Origin of the sequence: Streptomyces globisporus, assembly GCF_003501885.1 — a bacterium.
GTDB classification, from domain to species: domain Bacteria; phylum Actinomycetota; class Actinomycetes; order Streptomycetales; family Streptomycetaceae; genus Streptomyces; species Streptomyces globisporus_D.
This window is the reverse complement of sequence record NZ_QWFA01000116.1, coordinates 1-20,907: the sequence shown is the minus strand read 5'-3', so window position 1 is coordinate 20,907 and position 20,907 is coordinate 1. Positions and strand designations below refer to the sequence as shown.

The window sequence follows — 20,907 nt, the reverse complement described above, 5'->3', positions numbered from 1 at the left end:
CAACAAACGGGGCGGGATGAAATCCGCCTCCCACCGCGTTGGTGCCTTCCGGAAGATCGAACGGGACGGGGAGGCAAAGCGTGACGGGCGCAGAGCAACAGGGGTGGGGCCGACGGCTGATCGGGTACGCGTGGCGGTACCGGCGGAACGTCGTGCTCGCCCTCGGCTCGTCGCTCGCCGGCATGGCCGTCATGGCCCTCGTACCGCTGATCACCAAGGTGATCATCGACGACGTGGTCACCGACCACACCCGCTCCCTCGCCGTCTGGACCGGGCTGCTCATCGGCGCGGCCGTGCTCGTCTACATCGCCACCTACATCCGCCGCTACTACGGCGGCCGGCTCGCCCTGGACGTCCAGCACGATCTGCGTACGGACATGTACGCGACGATCACCCGGCTCGATGGGAAACGGCAGGACGAGCTGTCCACCGGGCAGGTCGTCGGCCGGGCCACCAGTGACCTCCAGCTGATCCAGGGGCTGCTGTTCATGCTCCCGATGACCATCGGGAACGTGCTGCTCTTCCTCATCTCCCTGGTGATCATGGCGTGGCTCTCGCTGCCCCTGACCCTCGTCGCCCTCGCCGTCGCCCCCGCGCTCTGGTTCATCGCCCGCCGTTCCAGGACCCGCCTCTTCCCCGCCACCTGGTACGCCCAGAGCCAGGCCGCCGCCGTCGCCGGAGTCGTCGACGGGGCCGTCTCCGGGGTCCGGGTCGTCAAGGGGTTCGGGCAGGAGGACCAGGAGACCGGGAAGCTCCGCGAGGTCAGCCGACGCCTCTTCGCCGGGCGGCTGCGCACCATCCGGCTGAACTCCCGCTACACCCCCGCCCTCCAGGCCGTGCCCGCCCTCGGCCAGGTCGCCATGCTCGCCCTCGGCGGCTGGCTGGCCACCCGCGGCGAGATCACCCTCGGTACGTTCGTCGCCTTCTCCACCTACCTCGCCCAGCTCGTCGGGCCGGTCCGGATGCTCGCCATGGTCCTCACCGTCGGCCAGCAGGCCCGCGCCGGTGTCGAACGCGTACTGGAGCTGATCGACACCGAGCCGTCCATGCAGGACGGGACGAAGGAGCTGCCCGCCGACGCCCCGGCCGGGATCGAGTTCGACGACGTCCGCTTCGGTTACGACGAGGAGCGGCCGGTCCTCGACGGGTTCTCGCTCACCGTCGAACCCGGCGAGACCGTCGCCGTCGTCGGCGCGTCCGGCAGCGGCAAGTCCACCGTCTCGCTCCTCCTGCCCCGCTTCTACGACGTCTCCCACGGGGCCGTCCTCATCGGCGGCCACGACGTCCGCGAGCTGACCCAGGCATCCCTGCGCGCCGCGATCGGGCTCGTCCCCGAGGACAGCTTCCTGTTCTCCGACACCGTCCGCGCCAACATCGCCTACGGCCTCCCCGACGCCACCCAGGAGCAGATCGAGACGGCCGCCCGCGCCGCCCAGGCCCACGGGTTCATCTCCGAACTGCCCCACGGCTACGACACCACCGTCGGCGAGCACGGGCTCACCCTCTCCGGCGGCCAGCGTCAGCGGGTCGCCCTCGCCCGCGCCATCCTCACCGACCCCCGGCTCCTCCTCCTCGACGACGCGACCTCCGCCGTCGACGCCCGTGTCGAGCACGAGATCCACGAGGCGCTCAAGCAGGTCATGGCGGGGCGGACCACGCTCCTCATCGCCCACCGCCGCTCCACCCTCCAGCTCGCCGACCGCATCGCCGTCCTCGACGGCGGGAAGCTCGCCGCGATCGGCACCCACGAGGAGCTGGAGCGCACCTCCGCCCTCTACCGCCGCCTCCTCACCGACCCCGACGAGCTGGGCGCCACCTCGCCCGGCCACCGGCCGCCGCACGCCGAGGCCGGCCCGGAGGACGACCGCGCCCTCCAGGAGGAGCTGGACGCCGAGTTCGACGCGGAGCGCGGCATCACGCCCGAGCTGTGGATCCGCAGGGAGGAGGAACGGGACACCACCGCCGCCGGGATGCCCGCCACCCCCGAACTCCTCGCCCAGGTCGAGGCGCTGCCGCCCGCCACGGACACCCCCGAGGTCGACGAGGCCAACGCCGTGCGCCCGGAGGATTCGTACGGGCTGCGCCGGCTGCTGCGCGGGTTCGGCGCGGTCCTGCTCATCAGCCTCGGGCTCGTCGCCGTCGACGCCGGGATGGGTCTGCTGCTGCCGGTCCTGATCCGGCACGGCATCGACGAGGGCGTCAGCCAGATCTCGATCGGGGCGGTGTGGGCGGCCTCCGCGATCGCGCTGGTCGTCGTGCTCGTCCAGTGGATCGCCCAGACCGGCGAGATCCGGATGACCGGCCGGACCGGCGAACGGATCCTCTACTCGCTCCGCCTGAAGATCTTCGCCCAGCTCCAGCGCCTCGGCCTCGACTACTACGAGCGCGAGCTGACCGGCCGGATCATGACCCGGATGACGACGGACGTCGACGCCCTCTCCACGTTCCTCCAGACCGGTCTCGTCACCGCGTTCGTCTCCGTGGTCACCTTCTTCGGGATCATGGTCGCGCTGCTCGTCCTGGACATCCAGCTCGCCCTGGTCGTGTTCGCCACCCTGCCCGTGCTGATCATCGGCACCTTCTTCTTCCGGCGCAGCAGCGTCAAGGCGTACGAACTGGCCCGGACCCGCATCAGCGCCGTCAACGCCGACCTCCAGGAGTCCGTCGCCGGTCTCCGGATCGTCCAGGCCTTCGGCCGCGAGCACGACGGGGCCGCCCGCTACACCGAGCGCAGCGACAGCTACCGCCAGGCCCGGGTACGCGGCCAGTGGCTGATCTCCGTCTACTTCCCGTTCGTCCAGCTGCTGGCCTCCGTCGCCGCCGCCGCGGTGATGATCGTCGGCGCGGGCCGGATCGACAACGGCACGCTGACCGTCGGCGCGCTGGTCGCCTACCTCCTCTACATCGACCTGTTCTTCGCCCCCGTCCAGCAGCTCTCCCAGGTCTTCGACGGCTACCAGCAGGCCACCGTCTCCCTCGGCCGCATCCAGGAGCTGCTGCGCGAGCCCACCTCGACCGCCGACCCGGACGAGCCGCTCGACGTGCTCTCGCTGCGCGGCGAGATCGCGTTCGAGGACGTCTCCTTCGCGTACGGGGACGAGGAGGAGGCCCTCACCGGGATCGACCTGCACATCCCCGCCGGGCAGACCGTCGCCTTCGTCGGGGAGACGGGGGCCGGGAAGTCGACCCTGGTCAAGCTGGTCGCCCGGTTCTACGACCCCACCGGCGGCAGGGTCACCGCCGACGGCACCGACCTCCGCAAGCTCGACATGACCGCCTACCGGCACCGGCTCGGCGTCGTCCCGCAGGAGGCGTACCTCTTCGCCGGGACGGTCCGCGACGCCATCGCCTACGGGCTGCCCGACGCCACCGACGCCGAGGTCGAGGCCGCGGCCCGCGCGGTCGGCGCGCACGAGATGATCGCCACGCTGGAGGGCGGCTACCTCCACGAGGTCGCCGAGCGGGGCCGCAACCTCTCCGCCGGGCAGCGCCAGCTGATCGCCCTGGCCCGCGCCGAGCTGGTCGACCCGGACGTGCTCCTCCTCGACGAGGCCACCGCCGCCCTCGACCTCGCCACCGAGGCCCTCGTCAACCAGGCCACCGACCGGCTCACCGGCCGCCGGACCACCCTGGTGGTCGCCCACCGGCTGACGACGGCCGCCCGCGCCGACCGGGTCGTGGTGATGGACCACGGACGCGTCGCCGAGGACGGTACGCACGACGAGCTGCTCGCCCTGGACGGGCAGTACGCCCGGCTGTGGCGCACCTTCATAGGCGAGGGCATAGGGGAGGACGAGCCCGCGGCCGTCTGAGAGCCCGGCGGCGCAGGGTACCCGTGGCGTGCAACCTCTCGCGCGTCTGCTGCGTCGTAGCCAGGGACGCATGGGCGTACAGATGTCAGGTGGGGGCGAACGTGTTCGACAGGACTGCGGGGCCGGTGGGGCCGGACGGGGCTGCGGGACCGGCCGGAGCGGTGAAACCGATGCGGCGGAGACGGCTGCCGCTCGTCGGCCTTCTCGTCCTGCCCCTGCTGGGCGGGCTCGTCCCTGTCCTCGCCGTCCCCGGCACCGCCCAGGCCGCCTCCGGTTGCTCCGGCCGCCCGGCGAAGACGGTCGAGTTCTCCACGGGAGAGCTGCGTGTCTACAAGTCCCGAGCTCATGCCTGCGCGGTGACCGTCGCCAAGAAGCCCGGCAAGCGGCGGACGATGAGCGTCACGCTCCAGGCGCGCGGCGGTCGCGCGGTCTCCGACAAGGGCTCGTACACGAAGATGGCGGGCCCGGTCACGGTCAACGCGCTGAACCGCTGCGTCCGGGCCACCGGCGCGATCGGCAAGAAGTCCGTCTCCACCGGATGGATCCTCTGCTGACATCCGGTGCTGACATCTTGTGCTGACACGGACAACCGGGTCTGGCGTGGCGTGTGTTGCCCCCGATAAGTTCACGGCGACTGTTGTGAATCAAGGGGAGCGTGCATGCGCAAGTCACTCACAGGGGTTCTCTCGCTCGCCGTGCTCATAGGCACGGTCGGAGCCACGGGGGCCTCGGCCGGTGCGGCCACCGCCGCGGAACCGGCCGCGAAGAGCAGCGGAACCGCCCTCGGCGGCGAAGCGAGGGCCGAGGACATCAAGGACCGCATCCTGGCGATCCCGGGCATGAGCCTGATCGAGGAGAAGCCGTACGCGGGCTACCGCTACTTCGTCCTCAACTACACCCAGCCGGTCGACCACCGGCGCCCGTCCAAGGGCACGTTCCAGCAGCGCATCACCGTGCTGCACAAGGACGTCTCCCGCCCGACGGTCTTCTCCACCAGCGGCTACAACGTCTCGACCAACCCCAGCCGCAGCGAGCCCACGCAGATCATCGACGGCAACCAGGTCTCCCTGGAATACCGCTTCTTCACCCCGTCCCGCCCCGCCCCGGCCGACTGGTCCAAGCTGGACATCTGGCAGGCCGCCAGCGACCAGCACCGGGTGTTCACCGCACTGAAGAAGATCTACGGCAAGAAGTGGCTGGCCACCGGCGGGTCCAAGGGCGGCATGACCGCCACGTACTTCGAGCGCTTCTACCCGAAGGACATGGACGGCGTCGTCGCCTACGTCGCGCCCAACGACGTCAACAACGACGAGGACTCGGCGTACGACCGGTTCTTCCGCAACGTCGGCACCGAGGAGTGCCGCGACAAGCTGGCCGGCGTGCAGCGCGAGGCGCTGATCCGGCGGGCCCCGCTCCAGAAGAAGTACAAGGAGCAGGCCGCCGCCAACGGCTGGACCTTCAACACCATCGGCTCCCTGGACCGCGCCTACGAGGCCACGGTCATGGACTACGTGTGGGCGTTCTGGCAGTACAGCCTGGTCGCCGACTGCGTGGACATCCCGGCCGACGCCAAGAAGGCCACGGACGACGACATCTGGAACTCCGTCGACTCCATCTCCGGCTTCTCCGCCTACGCCGACCAGGGCCTGGAGACGTACACCCCGTACTACTACCAGGCGGGCACCCAGCTCGGATCGCCCGACATCAAGCAGCCCTGGCTCGGCAACCTGAGCCGCTACGGCTACCAGCCCCCGCGCAACTTCGTGCCCCGCTCCATCCCGATGAAGTTCGACCGGGGTGCCATGCGGGACATCGACCGCTGGGTCAAGCACAACGCCCGCCAGATGATGTACGTCAACGGCGAGAACGACCCGTGGAGCGCGGAGCCGTTCCGCATCGGCCGCGGCGCCAAGGACAGCGCCGTGTACACCGTCCCCGGCGGCAACCACGGGGCACGGGTCTCCGGTCTCCCGGAGGCCGAGCGGGCGAAGGCCACCGCCGACATCCTGCGCTGGGCGGGCGTCGCCCCGGCGGCCGTCGAGAACGACCCGGCGAAGGCGAAGCCGCTGGCGAAGTTCGACACCAGGCTGGACCGGCGCAACGGCGAGGTCGAGCGCGACGAGGCCACGCTGCGCCCGTAGTAGCCCGTAGCGGCTCGTCCCGGGCTGCGCCCGTCGGTCACCGTCACCATCCGGTGGACCGGCGGGCGCAGCCCACCGGCTTCTCCCCGCGCAGGGAGACGAACAGGTCCGTGTCGTCCGGGCACCGGTCCCGCCGCCGCACCGCCGACTCCACCCGGTAGCGCGGGGCGCGGCCGCCCGCGTCCGCGCAGGCGGTCTCGGTGACCTCGCCCGCGCGGGAGGCGGTGACACAGTCGCCGACGACGGTCAGCGGCCCGCCGCCCTGCCCCGGGTCGCCCGGGTGCGGGGGCTCCAGGTTCCGCATGCAGGCGTAACCGGTCGTGAGCCGGGAACGGGCCCCGGTGCCCGTCTCGGAGACGTGCAGGACGAAGTCGGTGGCGTCCGGGCAGGGCGGGCCCGACGACGGGGTGCCGAGATGCCGGGCGAGGACAGTGGCCGCGGCCTTCTCGCTGCGGCAGAACACCTCCCGGATCACCGGGCCCCGCGAACTGCAGTCCCCGGGCCCGAGGAACACCACCCCGTACGGGGACGGGGCGGGCGAGGCGGGGGCGGGCCCCCGGTCGTCGGTGTCCGTACGGCCCGGGGCCTCGCAGGCCGTCAGCAGGAGCGCGACCACGACGGCGGCCACCGCCAGGACCACGCGGGCCGGTAACGGGGCGGGCCGTCGGCTCCGGGCCCCCGAGGACATGGGCTCATCCATGAAAACCCCCCAATACGTCACCGAAGACGTACACCCGGCGTGGCCCGCCGGAGCGGGGCCACGCCAGATGCGGGGGTGCTTTGCGCCGATCGCCGGAGGCCGGGGACGTCCGGTCGCCGTAGGGCTAGTACGACAGTCCGTGGCCCACCGGGTACAGCACCTGCGTCGGATCGTCCGCGCGCTGCACGGGAACCGGCAGGGTGCCCTCCGGCTCGGCGCGGCCCGCGATCACCCGGGCCGCCGCGCGCAGTTCGACATCGGTCCAGGAGTACGCGGCGAGGCTCGCCGCGACGCCGGTCCCGGTGAGGTGGGCGACGTCGTACGGGTTGCGGATCGCGACCGTGACGACGGGGACGCCGGTCGCCACGAGCGCGGTCACCAGCGTGCGCTGCGAGCTGCTCGCCGTGACGTTGTACGTCGCCACGACCACCGCGTCCCTGCCCTCGGCGGCGGCGACCGCCTCGTCGATCTTCGCCTGGTTCGGGGCCGTACCGGTCGACAACGCCCTTGCTCTGAAGCCCAGTTCGCCGAAGGCGTGGGCCAGGGTGCCGGTCGGCGGGCCCGTCGTCCCGGAGGGGGAGGCCGGATCGGCCCCCACCACCAGCAGGTTGCGGTGGGTGCGCCGGGAGAGCGGCAGCAGCGAGCCCGGATCGGCGAGCAGGGTCGTCGTGCGCTCGGCGATCCGGTCTGCGGCGGCCCGGTGCGCGCGGCTGCCGACCGTCCGCTCGACACCCCGGTGGCTGACGAACGGGTCCCGGAACAGACCGAGTCCGCTCTTCAGCCGCAGGATCCGCAGGATCGATTCCTCGATCCGCGCCTCGCTGATCTCGCCGCTGCGGACCGCCTCCAGCACGGCGTTCCAGGCGACGGAGAGGTTCGGCGGGTTCAGCAGCTGGTCCACGCCCGCCAGCAGGGCGAGGACCGGGACGCGGTCGTCGCCGTACTTCGTGCGCACCCCCTCCATGCCGAGCGAGTCGGTGACCACCACCCCGTCGTAGCCCAGCTCCTCGCGGAGGATGCCGGTGAGGATCGGCCGGGAGAGCGTGGCCGGGTCCTCGGACGGGTCGAGCGCCGGGACCACGATGTGCGCGGTCATGATCGAGTCGATCCGGGCCCGGATCGCGGCGCGGAACGGCGGCGCGTCCAGCTCCTCCCACTGGGCGCGGGTGTGGTTGATGACGGGCAGCCCGGTGTGGCTGTCGGTGTTCGTGTCACCGTGGCCGGGGAAGTGCTTGGCGGTCGATGCGATGCCCGCCCCCTGGTAGCCCTTCACCTGCGCCGCGACCAGGTCGGCCACCGCGTCGGGGTCGGAGCCGAAGGACCGTACGCCGATGACCGGGTTGGCCGGGTTGACGTTGACGTCGGCGTCCGGCGCGTAGTTCTGGTTGATGCCGAGCGCGGCCAGCTCCGCACCCGCGATCCAGGCCGCCCGCCGGGTGTCGGACCGCGAGCCGCCCGCGCCGAGGGCCATCGCGCCCGGCAGCAGGGTCGCGGGTTCGCCGACCCGGCAGACGATGCCGTGCTCCTGGTCGGTGGAGACGAGCAGCGGCACCCGGTGGCGCTCGGCGAGCGCGGCGCGCTGCAGGCCGTTGGAGAGGTCGGCGATCTGGTGCGGGTCGCGGGTGTTGTGCGCCCAGGTGAAGTAGATGATGCCGCCGACGTGGTACGTGGAGATCAGCTCGGCCGCCGTACGGACCCCGATCTCCTTGAGGTTCGCGTCGATGTCGGCCTGGTCGGGGTCGGTGGCGGAGTGCCCGTAGACCCGCATCACGAAGAGCTGGCCGACCTTCTCCTCCAGGCTCATCCCGGCGATGATCTGCCGCAGCCGGCGGTCGGTGGAGGCGTTCGTGGAGTGCGCGGAGGCGACGGCGGGCGGGGTGAGGGCGCCGGTCGCCGCGGCGGCGGTGACGGCCGCCGTGGCGGTGAGGAGGGTGCGTCTTGAGGTGCGGTGGGGCACGTGAGCTCCTTCCCGGGGTGAAAGAAACTTCCAAGGAAGTACGCTTATAGGGAAAATAACTTCCGGTCAAGAGGCCGTGCCGGGCCCGGGAGTGACGTACCGCCAGAAGAGTGGGAGGGGCTGGGGGGCCGGGGTGCGGAGGTCGGGCCCGCCCTCACGCCAGTCCCGCCGCCGCGCCGTGCGCCCGCAGCGCGTCCACCGCCGCCGTGATCGCCGGACGCCTCGCCGCCTCCGTACGCCACAGCGCGTACAGCCGCCGCTCCGGCACCGGGTCGAGACGCACCGCCACCACCCCGTCCGGGAGCGGCCCCCGCCCCAGCCGGGGCATCATCGCGATGCCCAGGCCGGCGGCCACCAGGGCCAGTTGGGTGTGGTTCTCCTCCGCCCGGTGCCGGATGTCGGGCTCGTACCCCGCCGTGCGCAGCGTCCGCACCAGCCAGTCGTGGCACACCGTCCCCGGCGGCTGGCAGATCCACCGCTCGCGCGCCAGCTCCTCGCGCCGCACCCCGTCCCGCCCGGCCAGCGCATGCCCCTCGGGGACCAGCAGATCGCACCGGTCGAGCCCGATCACCGCCTGGGCCAGGCCCTCCGGGGCGGGCAGCGGGGCGATGTCCCAGTCATGCGCCACCGCCAGATCGACGACCCCCTTCGCCGCCAGGTCCACCGACAGATGCGGGTCCACCTCGTCCAGCCGGACGTCCAGCGCCGGGTGCTCCCGGTCCAGCTCGGCCAGCACTCCCGGCAGCAGCCCCCGTGCGGCCGAGGCGAACGCGGCGATCGTCAGCCGGCCGGTCGGCCGCCCCCGGCGCTCCTCCAGTTCCGTCTCGGCCTGCTCCATGATGGCCAGCAGCCGCTGGGCCGTGTCGGCCAGCCGCAACGCCTCCTCGGTCAGCGCCACCCCGCGCCCGCGCCGCTCCAGCAGCGTCGTCCGGGTCTCCCGCTCCAGCTTGGTGATCTGCTGGGAGATCGCGGACGGGGTGTAGCCGAGGGCGATCGCGGCGCCCGCGACGGAACCGTGGACGAAGACCGCGTGCAGGGCGCGCAGCCGGGCCAGATCGAGCACGGTGACCTCACCTTCAGGGGCATCTTTCACGGGCATTCTTCAGCAGCCCTGAATTCCACCATGAAGAAATCGGCGCTGGTGCTGCACGGTCACCCTGCTGAATGCTCGCCGCATGCGTCCACGCCATATCGCCCTGGCCGTGCTCGTCGCGGCACTCTGGGGCGTGAACTTCGTCGTGATCGAGCTGGGGCTCGACCACTTCCCACCGCTCCTCTTCTCCGCCCTCCGCTTCCTCGCCGCCGCCGTGCCCGCGATCTTCCTCCTGGGCCGGCCGTCGGTCGCCTGGAAGTGGGTCGTGGGGGTCGGACTCGTCCTGGGCGTGGGGAAGTTCGGGCTCCTGTTCATCGGCATGGGCCAGGGGATGCCCGCCGGGCTCTCCTCCCTGGTCCTCCAGATCCAGGCCGTCTTCACCGCCCTGTTCGCCGCCCTCGCCCTCTCCGAGCGGCCCGGCCGGATCCGGGTGGCGGGCATGGCCGTCGCGCTCGCGGGCATCACGGTGGCGGCCGTGGACGAGGGGGCGGGCGGCCCGGTCCTCGCGTTCGTCCTCGTCGTCGGCGCGGCGGCCTGCTGGGGCGTGTCCAACGTGTTCACCCGCCGGGCGGCGCCGAAGGACGCCCTGACCTTCATGGTCTGGGTCTCGGCCGTTCCCGTACTGCCGCTGCTGGGCCTGTCCCTCCTCTTCGAGGGCCCGGACCGGGACGCGGAGGCGCTGGCCGCGCTCGACTGGAGCGGGGTGGGCATCATCCTGTTCGTCGCCTGGGTCAGCACGGTGTTCGGCTTCGGCGCCTGGGGCTTCCTGCTCCGCCAGTACCCCGCCTCGTCCGTGGCGCCCTTCACCCTGCTCGTCCCGGTCTTCGGGATGTCCTCGGCGGCGCTGGCGCTCGGCGAGGACGTGAGCCCGCTGCGCTGGTGCGCGGCGGCGCTGCTGGTGGGCGGGGTGGCGCTGACCTCGGGCGTCGGGCTCGCTACTGCTTCGGGGCGCCGAGCCGCAGCAGATATTCGCGTCCGGCGGCCAGCAGACCCGGCAGCTCCGCCGCCCCCGGGTGCCAGCGCTTCTCGTACTCCCAGCACACCCACGTGTCCGGGCCCGTCCCGTCCAGGCCCTCCGCCAGCGGCAGCACCCCGGAGCCCAGCGGCAGCGGAGTGAGGTCCTCCGCGGAGGCGACGTCCTTCACCTGGACGTAGCCCAGGTGCGGGGCGAGCACCGCCCGACTGGCGGCCGGCTCCTCACCGGCGAGCCAGGTGTGCAGCACGTCCCAGATCGCGCCGACCCGGGGGTGCCCGACCGTGGCGACGACCCGGGCGACGTCGAGGCCCGCGCCGTGCGAGTCATGGGTCTCCAGCAGAATGCTCACGCCCATGTCGGCGGCTGCCGGGGCCGCCGCGCCGAGCCGCCGTGCGGCCGTCGCGTCGGCCTCCGCCTGCTCCTGGTCGCCGCCGCCGGGGAAGACCCGAACGTAGGACGCGCCCAGGTCCCGGGCGAGCTTCACCAGCTCGGACAGTTCCGCGAGGACCGGCTCGTCGTCGCCCTCGGCGGCCACCCGGACGTACCCGGCGAGGGTCAGGATCTCCACGCCGCCCGCCTTGAACGCCTCGACCACGTCGGCCCGTTCCAGCGACGAGAGCCCCAGGTGCACGGGCTCCTCGGGATGGACGCGCAGCTCCACCCCCTGGTAGCCGTTCCCGGCGGCGAGCCGGACGACCTCGGCGACCGGCGTCCCCGGCACCCCGAGGGTGGAGAAAGCGAGCTTCATCGTGCGTGTCCTTCCCTTGCGCTTCGTGCCCTGTGCCCTGTGGGCTGTGCGCTGTGCCCTTGTGCCGACGTCCCGCTCCTGCCCGCCGGACCGTTGGCTACTCCCGTGCGCGGGCCGGACGGTCCCCGTACGCGACCAGGTGCGGCGGCCGCCTCAGCCGACGCCCCGCAGCAGTCGCTCCAGGCTACCCAGCAGTCTCAGCGCGTCCTCACGTTGCGCGCCCGCCAGCGTGTGCCCGGCGAGGACCGAGCGTTCCTCCGCCTCCCGCACCCGCTCCGGGGTGATCACCCGCAGCGCGGCGGCGGCCTGCCGGGCGAACATCGCGAGCAGATCCAGCTCCCGTACCCCCGACCGGGCCTGCGGGGACGGGTCCAGCACCTCCAGGACGCCCAGGATCCGGGCGTCGCTGATGAGCGGGGCCGCCATGAGGGCGTTCGGTACGTACGCGGTCGACTCCGCCAGCGAGCGGTCGAAGGACGGGTCGGCGCTCAGGTCGTCGACCACCATCGGCTCGCCGGAGGTCGCCACCCACCCGGCGATTCCGCGCCCGGCCGGGAACCGGCGGCCCACGAGGAACTCCTCGCCCTGCCCGGACACGGCCTGGAAGACCAGCTCGTCCGCCTCCTCGTCGAGCAGGAACACCGAACTGGCCTCGGCCCCGAAGATGGCGCGGGCCACGTCGACGACCGACTGGAGCAGCTCGCTGCGCGGCGCGTCGGCGACCGTGGTGGTGGTTGGGGAGGAGGAGAAGGCGGCGGCGGAATCAGTTCTCGGAGTCATCACGGGTATCTCCTGCCGGAGTGGAGGAAGCGGGAGTGGAAGAAGGACGCGGCGCGTGGCGCACGTTGGCCGCGGACAGATAGAGGGCGTTCTTGAGCTGGAAGGCCGTCATCCGCGGATGCGCGGACAGGACGCGGGCGCAGAGCCCGGCGACGTACGGCGTGGCGAAGCTGTTCCCCGTGGTGCGGATCGTCCGGCCGCCGAGCCAGGGCACGGTCACGTTCTGGCCGGGCCCGAAGAACTCCACCGGGGGGTCCGGGTTGTACAGGTGCAGTTCGGGGTCGTCCTCCTGGTGGCTGCCCACCGAGATCACGGAGGCGAACCGCCACGGGAAGCTCTCCACCGGGGTGTTGTGCGCCGAGGCGACGATCACCGTGCGGGCGAAGTAGGCGCTGTCCGCCAGGCTGTGCAGCTCCTGCGCGAACCGGGTGCGGGTCGTCGACAGGCTGAGGTTGACCACGTCGAACCGCTGCTCCACCGCCCAGCGCAGCCCGGCCATCAGGATGTCGCCGGTGCCGGAGAACCGCTCGCCGAGCACCCGCACACTGTGGATCTCGCACTCCGGGGCGGTCCGGCGGATGATGCCCGCACACGCGGTGCCGTGGCCGCAGGTGTCCCCGGTGGTGGTCGGCTCGACGGTGATCCCGCCGCTCTCCCCGTCCTTGACGACCACCCAGGACCCGGCCGGCGGGCCGACCAGCGGATGGTCGCGCTCCACGCCCGAGTCCACGACGCACACGCGGACACCGCGCCCGGTGGCGGGCCCGGCCGGGCGGCCGAGCGGCGGCCCGGCGTCCGCCAGCACCGGTACGTCGTCGGGGCCGCGCCCGCGCAGACTCCAGGTCAGCCCCTGCCCAGGGGCCGGACGCGCCCGGGTCCGTACCGATTCCGCCTGTGCCTGTGCCTGTGCCTGTGCCTGTGCCGGTTCCGTGGTCGTCATCGGTCAGCTCCTCTCCCTCGTGGTGGCCATCGGCAGGGGCGGGCGCGCGAGGAACCCGGTGACCCGGCGGAACCCCGGCAGATGCCCCTTGCCGGTGAAGTGCACCGCGGCCGCCCCGGCCGATTCCGCGGCCTCCGGAAGCCGGCCCAGGGCGGCGAGCGTGTGCGCCCGGTCCAGCTCGGCCGTCGCCTGCACCAGCGGCGAATCGGTGAGGAGCGACGCCCGCACCGCCTGTGCCGCTGACGCGTCCGCCTCCTCGGGCCGGTCCCGTGCCGTCAGCCGGGCCCGCAGCCCCGCCAGGTCCACCGCGTCCGCCCGGCTCAGCCCCGAGGCGTCGCCGACGCCCGCCAGGCGCTCGGCAGCCCGGTCCTCCCGGCCCTCGTCCAGCTCCAGGCGGGCCGCGTCCAGCGCCACCGCCGTCCGCATCCCGGCCGCGCCGGTGCGCCGGGCCGCCGCGTCCGCCCGGCCGAGCAGATCCAGCGCGGCGGCGTTCCGGCCGGACAGCGCCTCCACCGTCGCCCGGAACATCGGCAGGAAGACCTCGGCCTCGGCGAATCCCAGCTTCCCGGCGAGCCGTTCCGCCTCGGCCAGGCAGCCGTACGCGTCCTCGGCCGCGTCCTGGAGCGCGTACAGCACCGCCAAGGGGCAGTTGAGCGTGACCCGGACCGTGGGGCGGCCCGCGCCGTGCGTCGCCAGCAGGGTCCGGCAGCGGATCACCGCGGCGGGCACCGGGACCGGCCCGCGCCACAGGGAGATGCCGATCGCGCCGAGCGCCCCGGCCCGTTCCGGCTCCGCGCCGGCCAGCACCGCGTGCTCCAGGGCTCGCTCCTGGTCCCGCTCCGCCTCCTCGTGCCGCCCGGACCGCTGGAACTGCTGGGCGAGCCGCAGATGGGCCCGCGCCCGGCCGACCGAGTCCCCGGCCGCCTCGAACACCGGGAGCACGGTTCGGGCCACGGCGGCGGGGCCGGGTCCGGGGCCGCCCGGGTCCAGCACCGCGAGCGCCAGCCGGGCGTGCGCGGCCTCCACCGGATCGACCGCCATCTCCCGGACCTGGTTGAGCAGTTCGGCTCCCTCCGCGGCGTGGCCGAGCGCCACCCGCACCTCGCCGAGCCGCCGGGTCGCCGCCGGGTCGCCGGGGCGCAGCTCCACTGCCCGCTCCAGCAGGCCGTGCGCCCAGTGCAGGTCCGACCGGGCGGCGGCCTGTGCCCCGGCCCGGCCCAGCGCGGTGGCGGCCCGGTCGCGCAGTCGCCGGGCCCGGTCGTCCAGCAGGCCCAGCTCGGCGCGGTAGCGGTAGGCCCGCTCCAGATGGCCGCCGACCGCACCGTCACCGCTGTGCAGCACACTGGGCAACTCAGCTGCCCAGGCGTGGCGTTCGGCCTTGGCCCGCTTGGACAGCGAGGTGTACGCGACCTCGTGCACGAGCCCGCTGCTGAACCGGTACGCCGCCTCGGCCGCCCGGTCTCCGGGGGCGCCCGACTCGACCAGTCGGCGACGGCGCAGTGCATCCAACGCCTCGTCCACGAGCCGCCGTTGCGCTGTGCTCTCGTGGTCCTCCGCGGCCCGTACGGAGAGCTGGAGCCGGACCAGTTCCGGTGCGGTGAACTCCCGGCCGATCACGGCGGCCAGGTCCACCACATCGCGCTCCGCCCGGGCCAGCGCACCGATACGCGCGCCCAGCAGGGCCTGGAGGGTGGGCGGCAGATCCTCGCCGGCCGCCCCGCCCCCGGCGTCCGTCCGATCGCCGACCAGGAGCTGCTCCAGGTAGAGCGGGTTGCCCCCGGCCCGTGCCAGGAGCAGGTCGTTGTCGGGTGTCCCGTCGTCGGCCGGTGGGGCATCGTCGCCGGGCTGAGCGCCGTCCGCGGGCCGGGCGGCACCCCGTGCGGGGGGCCGGTCGTCCGCCGAGGGCCGCCCGCCGTCCGCGCCGGCGAGTACGGCGGCGAGCCGGGCCGCCTCCTCGTACGGCAACCCCGCCAGCTGGAGCGACGGCCCAGCGCCGGTCGGCTGTTCGTCGTCCTCGCCGGGCCCGTCCGGCCGCCCCGCGCAGAGGACCAGTACGCCCGCGCACCCCGAGCCGTCCGTCAGCCGGTGCGCCGTGCGGACCAGCAGCGGGGCCGCCGCGTGCCAGTCGTCCAGCACCAGGACGACCGGGCGGACGCGGGCCACCCGTTCCAGGACCGTCGTCAGGGCCGCGCACATGTCCTCGAAGGGCGCGTTCGGCGTACCGTCGCTCAGCAGGCCCCCGGACAGCAGCGCCATCGCGTCGTCGACCGCCAGTCCGTCGGCAGCCTCCCGCGCACCCTCCGAGGGGTCCGACGCGGCCAGCAGGGAACGTACCGCGTCGGCCAGCGGCGCGAGGGTGCCGTGGTCACCGTAACTGCGGCACCGCCCCGCCCCGTACACGAGCCCGCCGGACGCCGACCGCCCCGACAGCCACTCCCGTACCAGCCGGGTCTTTCCGATCCCCGCCTCCCCGGTGACCCGCAGCAGTCCGGCCGCGCCCTCGCGCACCGCCCGCTCCAGCGCGGCGTCCAGCGCCCGCCGCTCCGCGTGGCGCCCGACGAAGGGGACGTCGAAGCGGCGCAGCAGCTCGGGGTCGTCAGCGCCCAGCGCGAGCAGCCGGTGGGCCTCGACGCTGTCCCGCTTGCCCTTCAGCCGCAGGGGCCCGGTCGGCTCGGCGTTCACCGTCGGGCCGGCGGCGAGCAGGGTCCCGGGGCCGATCAGGATCTCGCCCCGGCCCGCGTTCTGCTCCAGCCGGGCGGCGATGTTCACGGTCTCACCGGAGACCAGCGCCTGCCGGGCGGTCCGGTCCGAACCGGCCACCACCTGACCGGTGTTGACGCCGATCCGGATCGCCAGCTCGATGCCGAGAGTGGCGTCCAGCTCCTCGTTCAGCCGGGCCAGCGCCCGGCGCATCCCGAGCGCCGCCGCCAGCGCCCTCCGCGCGTCGTCGTCCCGGACCACCGGGACGCCGAACACCGCCATCACCGCGTCCCCGATGAACTTCTCCGGGGTCCCGCCCCGCGCCACGATCTCCGCGCTCATCGCCTCGAAGTACCGCAGGGTCACCGTGCGCAGCGTCTCCGGGTCGAGCACGCCGGACAGCGCGGTGGACCCGACGAGATCGCAGAACAGCACGGTCACCGGCTTGCGTTCGTCACCGGGCGGGTGAGCGGCGGCGGCCGGCCCGGCCCCGGCGGCTGCGACGGCAGGGGCAGCCGCGGCGGTCCCGGCGGTCGCGCACGGCGTCCCGCAGGACGAGCAGAACCGGGCCGTCGGCGGCAGATCCTGCTGGCACGAGAGGCAGTTCATGACGGGTCCTTCTCTCCGGGATGTCGGGCTCGCCGGGATGCCGGGCGGGTACGGGCCCGACGCCGGTGATCGCGGCGCCGGGCCCGTACCGCCGACCGGTCGAAACCGGGGTCGGGCCCTGGGTCGGGCCGGGGTCAGAACAGCGCGCCCCCGGCGATCTCGCCGTGCGCCTGGACCTCCGGCCCCACGGCGTCCAGCCGGCTCTTCACATCGAGCAGCAGCGCCAGCTCCTCCGGAGTCAGCCCGCTCAGCACCTCGCGCTGCTCCTCGGTGAGCAGGTCCACGGGGAAGCCCGCCTCGTACAACGCGTCGGGCAGCGGGGGCCGTTCGCCGTTCTCGGGTGGTCCGGTCATGGTGTGACTCCCATCGGTGAGACAGGTCCGGCTCCCCGCGGCGACGGCGTCGGCGCGGAGCGCCCGAGCCGGACGAACAGCCGGGTGAGCGCGTCGAGGGAGTGCAGGGCGCTGACCGCCACGGCCGCTTCCCGGTCCCGGCCGAGCGGCAGCCGGTCCAGCAGCCCGTACAGCTCGTCCAGGTGCTCCGTGTCGAGCACCGAGTGCTCCCGTACGGTCCGCAGGGCGGCTGCGGGCAGCCCGGTGCGCCGGGCGATGCGGTCGGTCAGGCCGGGGGCGGGCGCGTAGCCCTCCAGCACGGCGATGTAGCCGAGCAGGGCCACCGGGTGGTGGTGCTCGATCCAGTAGTACTGGGACCCGACGAGCGAGGCGACCAGCGGCGGGGGCAGCGGGCCGAGCGCGTCCTCGGGTGCTCCGCCCGCCGCCCGGAGGTCCTCCAGCAGCCAGGCGTCGTGGCCCTCCTCCTCCCGGATGTGCTCCGCCAGATACGCGGCGAGCGGCGGTGCGAGCGGATCACCGGAAGCGGCCCGGGCGCGGAGGCGGTCGAGAGCCAGCTCCATCAGCGGGACGGAGGCCCGGATGACGGCGTGCATGGAGCACAGATACGTCCGGTAGCGCGGCAACAGCCCGTCCGAGCGCCACATGTGGTGCGTCGCGCCCCGGAACTCCGGTTCCAGCAGAAGGAGTTTGGTCCGCAGCCGGGCGGCGGCCCCGGTGCTCATCGGACGTCCCGTCCGTCGGCCCCCGGCAGGGCCGGCCCGCCCGCGACGACCAACGACGCGTACGCCGCGCAGCCGTGGCGGCGCACGATGCCCTGCGCCCCCTCCCGGGAGCCGCGCATCGCGGCCGTCATGTCCAGCAGCGCCCCGGCCGCACCGCCCGCCACCGCCTGCGCCCCGGCCGCCACGGCCTCGTCGCCGCCGAGAGCCCGGCAGCCGTCGCAGTAGGAGCCCGGCCGGGGGCCGGAACCGTACCGGGCGGCCAGATGCGTCGGCCCGACCGTGCGGAGCATGCGCAGCACCGGGGATTCCAGCGCCCGGCGGCGTACGGTCGCCCAGTCGTCCTCCGCGACATGGCCGAGGTCCAGGTGGGGCGGGGCAGGCCGGCGGTCCACGGTGTCCTGGTTGCAGCAGGCCAGCACCCGGCCGTCGAAGGCGACCACCGGCCAGGCTGCCATCGAGCACGGGGACGCCGCAGCGGGGTCGGGTCCGGTGCGGGCCGCCCGCGCCCAGGAAGCGGCCCGGCCGAACGGCCGCACCTCGTTGACCAGGCACGGCACCTGGCCGCCGAACTCCTTCCCCACCGCCCGGGTGAGGTCGGCGAGATACGGGTCGGAGGCTCCCGTCCCGGAGAGGTGCAGGCTCACGGCCACCCCTTCCTCCCGGACGAGGTGCAGGGCGCGGAACACATCGGCCCGGGGGACCTCGCGTTCGTGGTGGACGTCGAGCGAGGCCGAGAAATGGTCGACGGAGCGGATCGCGCGCAGGATGGCGGGCGGAATCGCCCCGCTGCGCCCGCCCGGGAAAGCCCCGCCCCGCCTGCCGCGTCCGCCCCGGCTGCCCACGCCCCGGGCGAAGAACATGCCGCTCAGCAGCGCCGTACGGGACCCGGCCTCCCGCGCCAGGGTGCTCAGCCGCTCGGCGAGCGCGGGCAGGAGCAGCGGCTCCCCGCCGGTGAGCATGACCACGTCCGGCCGGTTCTCCGCCGTGAACGAGCTGACGAAGCGCTTCAGTTGACCGGCGTCCGGCTCCTGGCGGGTGAACAGGCCCGATCCGGTCGAGCAGTGCGCGCAGCTCAGCGGGCAGCGCCGGGTGAGGCCGAGCAGCAGACCTGCGGCGGGAAAGGGCCGCCGTGCGACGAGTTCGGCGAGTTCCATGCGGGCCGCCTCCTTCGGGGCCGGGGCGCGTCGGGCGCGTACTCAGGCTGTGGGCCACCGGTTCGAGGACGGTCCGAAGGCGCTTCGGCAGTGGTATGGACCCAGGTCGCAGCGGGTTTCCGGGGTGGTGACCGGCCCCGCCGGGGGTGCTCCGCCCGCCGCGAGCTGGGGGCAATACCGGTGCCATACCGGTGGCGAAGCGATCGCCAGGCCCGGCTTCCTAACGTTCTCGGCAACGGCAGGCACCGGCCCGCCGCACCGGACACCGGAGGGATTCCCCTCGGGCGTTCCGGTCCCGCAGTGACGAGTGGATGGAGACCACCATGTCCGAGAACACGAAGCCGGCCGGCGACGAGACCAACGAGACCCCCGAGGTCGAGGCGCACTCCGTGCTGGACCTCCAGGAGACGGCCGTCAACGCCGACCGCGACATCATCGCGCCGCCCGGCAACTGCATCAGCGTGCTCAGCGTCGTCGAGAACTGATCTCACCCGTCGCACACCGCGTTTCCGTCACACCGCGTTCCGCACACCGCATTCCGCCTATCCAGTGGATGGAGATCACCATGTCCGAGAACACGAAGCCGGCCGGCGACGAGACCAACGAGACCCCCGAGGTCGAGGCGCACTCCGTGCTGGACCTCCAGGAGACGTCCGTCCAGGGCGGCGACACGACCGACGGCAACTGCATCAGCGTGCTGAGCGTCGTCGAGTCGCAGCGCTGAGCTCAGCGCTGAAGCACCGGGCCGTGCGCCGCGGCGGGACGAGGCCGACACCTCGCCCCCGCGGCGCCCGGCCGGCGGACAGGCGGTACGGGGCGGCTCCGCGAGCAACGGGAGCCGCCCCGCCGCGCTTGTCCCTCGTCCCACGTCCGTACGCCGATCTCCGGGAGCCTGCCGATGGCCACGCCCCTCCGCTCCAACCGGGACTTCCGGCTGCTCTGGATGAGCGGCCTGTTCGCCGTTCTGGGCAGCCAGATGAGCGCCCTCGCGCTGCCCCTGCTCATCCTCAAGGAGACCGGCTCCGCCGTGCAGGCCGGCACCGTGGGGACCGTCTCCATCTGCGCCGTGCTGATCACGATGCTGCCCGGCGGGGTCATGGCCGACCGGGTCGAACGCCGCCGTCTGATGCGGCTGTGCGACGTGGGAAGCCTGCTCGCGGTCACCGCCCTGACCGTCGCCGTGTGGAACGGCCACGCCCCCATGGTGCTCGTCCTGCTGGTCGCCACCGCCGGAGCCGTGCTGAACAGCGTCTACGCCCCCGCCGCCTTCGGTCTGCTGCGCGCGGTCGTGCCGCCGGACCAGATGGGCACGGCGACCGCCCGGCTCCAGGCGCGTACCGCCACGGTCCGGCTGGTCGGCCCGCTCGTCGGCGGCGCGCTCTTCGGCATCCACGAGGCGCTGCCCTTCACCGCCCAGTTCCTCGGGCTGTTCCTGTCGACCGTCTGCGTGGCCCTCGTGCGTACGCGCTCGGCCGCCCACAAGAAGGCCGGGTCGGTCTTCAGCCGCGACGAGCTCACCGCCGGGCTCGGCTTTCTCTGGCAACAGCCTTACCTGCGTACGGTGTTGCTGGTCTTCGGACTCGGTATGAACTTCGCGTTCGGCGCCCTGACCTTCACCGCGCTCGCCGTCTTCTCCGAGGGCGGCCGCTCCGGACTCGGCGGCGGCTTCGTCATCACCTGCGTCTCGGCGGGCGCCCTCGTCGGCGCGCTGCTCGCGCCCCGGCTCTCTCCCGACCGCCACATCCGGGCCCTCCTGGTCGTCACCTGCTGGAGCTGCGTGCTGACGGCCGGGGTGCTGGCCTGGCTCAGCAGCCCGCTGGTGGCGGGGCTGCTCTGCGCGGTGTGCATGGGCCTGTCGACCGTCGCCAGCATCGGCTTCCTGTCGACCCTGCTGGTCGTCACCCCCGAGGACCGGGTGGGCCGGGTGCAGAGCGCGGCCTCCTTCCTGTCGTCGATCGTCCAGCCGTTCGGCCCGCTCGCGGGCGGCGCGCTGCTGACCGCGCTCGGCCCGCGCAACGCGTTCGGTGTGGTCGGGGCGGTGCTGGCCGTCTCGGCGGCGGTCATGACGCTCGCCCCCTCCGTACGGTCCGGGGCCGTCCCGCCGCCCGCGAGCCCCGCCGCGCCGGACGACGCCTCGGAGGACTCCGACGGCCCCGGCCCGCATGAGCCCGCGCCCCGACCCGTCCCCGACGCCCCCGGACCGCACCAGCCTGCCGCCCGCC

At 73.7% G+C, this 20,907-nt stretch carries 16 protein-coding genes and 1 pseudogene; 7 read left to right on the top strand and 10 right to left on the bottom strand.

The features are described from left to right. The first annotated feature begins 80 nt into the window (after window positions 1-80). From D3105_RS21365 to D3105_RS21355, 3 genes are all read left to right on the top strand, one after another. A complete protein-coding gene (locus D3105_RS21365) occupies window positions 81-3,812 on the top strand; it encodes an ABC transporter ATP-binding protein (RefSeq protein WP_118904703.1) in 3,732 nt (1,243 codons plus the stop codon). Window positions 3,813-3,982: 170 nt separating this feature from the next. Next, a complete protein-coding gene (locus D3105_RS21360; protein ID WP_118904702.1) occupies window positions 3,983-4,366 on the top strand; it encodes a hypothetical protein in 384 nt (127 codons plus the stop codon). Between the two features lie 105 nt (window positions 4,367-4,471). Further along, window positions 4,472-5,953 carry a S28 family serine protease gene (locus D3105_RS21355; protein ID WP_118904701.1) on the top strand — a complete coding sequence of 494 codons (1,482 nt, stop codon included), beginning with the start codon at window positions 4,472-4,474 and terminating at the stop codon, window positions 5,951-5,953. A 43-nt stretch (window positions 5,954-5,996) separates the two neighbouring features. Here D3105_RS21355 and D3105_RS21350 read toward each other — a convergent pair whose 3' ends face one another. The 3 genes from D3105_RS21350 to D3105_RS21340 all read right to left on the bottom strand — a co-directional run bounded on the left by D3105_RS21350 (window position 5,997) and on the right by D3105_RS21340 (window position 9,673). Then, window positions 5,997-6,653 (bottom strand): hypothetical protein, encoded by a 657-nt coding sequence (locus D3105_RS21350; RefSeq protein WP_240646980.1) that lies wholly within the window; start codon window positions 6,651-6,653, stop codon window positions 5,997-5,999. A gap of 124 nt (window positions 6,654-6,777) precedes the next feature. Beyond that, window positions 6,778-8,610, bottom strand: coding sequence for a glycoside hydrolase family 3 protein (locus D3105_RS21345; protein WP_118904699.1), 1,833 nt, complete (start codon window positions 8,608-8,610; stop codon window positions 6,778-6,780). Window positions 8,611-8,764: 154 nt separating this feature from the next. Next, entirely contained in the window at window positions 8,765-9,673 is a 909-nt protein-coding gene (locus tag D3105_RS21340; protein ID WP_118904698.1) for a LysR family transcriptional regulator, read from the bottom strand. Between the two features lie 112 nt (window positions 9,674-9,785). Between D3105_RS21340 and D3105_RS21335 the strand changes: the two genes are divergently transcribed. Continuing rightward, the gene (locus D3105_RS21335; protein WP_240646979.1) at window positions 9,786-10,820 is read left to right on the top strand and encodes an EamA family transporter; all 1,035 of its coding nucleotides are present in this window, start codon (window positions 9,786-9,788) and stop codon (window positions 10,818-10,820) included. Here the strand turns inward: D3105_RS21335 and D3105_RS21330 are convergent. The 7 genes and pseudogenes from D3105_RS21330 to D3105_RS21300 all read right to left on the bottom strand — a co-directional run. Then, window positions 10,750-11,427 (bottom strand): annotated as a pseudogene (locus D3105_RS21330) (sugar phosphate isomerase/epimerase family protein); the annotation flags it as partial. The gene D3105_RS21335 and the pseudogene D3105_RS21330 sit on opposite strands and share 71 nt — an antisense overlap. 153 nt (window positions 11,428-11,580) lie before the next feature. Beyond that, window positions 11,581-12,207 carry a GAF domain-containing protein gene (locus D3105_RS21325; protein WP_165891056.1) on the bottom strand — a complete coding sequence of 209 codons (627 nt, stop codon included), beginning with the start codon at window positions 12,205-12,207 and terminating at the stop codon, window positions 11,581-11,583. Beyond that, a complete protein-coding gene (locus tag D3105_RS21320) occupies window positions 12,191-13,147 on the bottom strand; it encodes a S8 family peptidase (RefSeq protein WP_240646978.1) in 957 nt (318 codons plus the stop codon). The genes D3105_RS21325 and D3105_RS21320 overlap by 17 nt, the downstream gene beginning before the upstream one ends. A 3-nt stretch (window positions 13,148-13,150) precedes the next feature. Next, window positions 13,151-16,456, bottom strand: a complete 3,306-nt coding sequence (locus D3105_RS21315) for an adenylate/guanylate cyclase domain-containing protein (protein ID WP_118904696.1) — start codon at window positions 16,454-16,456, stop codon at window positions 13,151-13,153. Between the two features lie 134 nt (window positions 16,457-16,590). Continuing rightward, window positions 16,591-16,809, bottom strand: coding sequence for an aroma-sacti cluster domain-containing protein (locus D3105_RS21310; RefSeq protein ID WP_010062913.1), 219 nt, complete (start codon window positions 16,807-16,809; stop codon window positions 16,591-16,593). Continuing rightward, entirely contained in the window at window positions 16,806-17,531 is a 726-nt protein-coding gene (locus D3105_RS21305) for an iron-containing redox enzyme family protein (protein WP_118904695.1), read from the bottom strand. The genes D3105_RS21310 and D3105_RS21305 overlap by 4 nt, the downstream gene beginning before the upstream one ends. Further along, window positions 17,528-18,685: a radical SAM protein gene (locus tag D3105_RS21300; protein ID WP_118904694.1), complete on the bottom strand. Its 1,158-nt coding sequence runs from the start codon at window positions 18,683-18,685 to the stop codon at window positions 17,528-17,530. The genes D3105_RS21305 and D3105_RS21300 overlap by 4 nt, the downstream gene beginning before the upstream one ends. A gap of 323 nt (window positions 18,686-19,008) precedes the next feature. Here D3105_RS21300 and D3105_RS34645 point away from each other — a divergent pair, with 323 nt between their 5' ends. From D3105_RS34645 to D3105_RS21295, 3 genes are all read left to right on the top strand, one after another. Then, window positions 19,009-19,170 (top strand): hypothetical protein, encoded by a 162-nt coding sequence (locus D3105_RS34645; protein WP_165891055.1) that lies wholly within the window; start codon window positions 19,009-19,011, stop codon window positions 19,168-19,170. 80 nt (window positions 19,171-19,250) lie between these two features. Then, window positions 19,251-19,409, top strand: coding sequence for a hypothetical protein (locus D3105_RS34640; protein WP_165891054.1), 159 nt, complete (start codon window positions 19,251-19,253; stop codon window positions 19,407-19,409). Between the two features lie 174 nt (window positions 19,410-19,583). Beyond that, the coding region (locus tag D3105_RS21295; protein WP_240646977.1) for an MFS transporter at window positions 19,584-20,907 on the top strand (1,324 nt) is incomplete at its 3' end.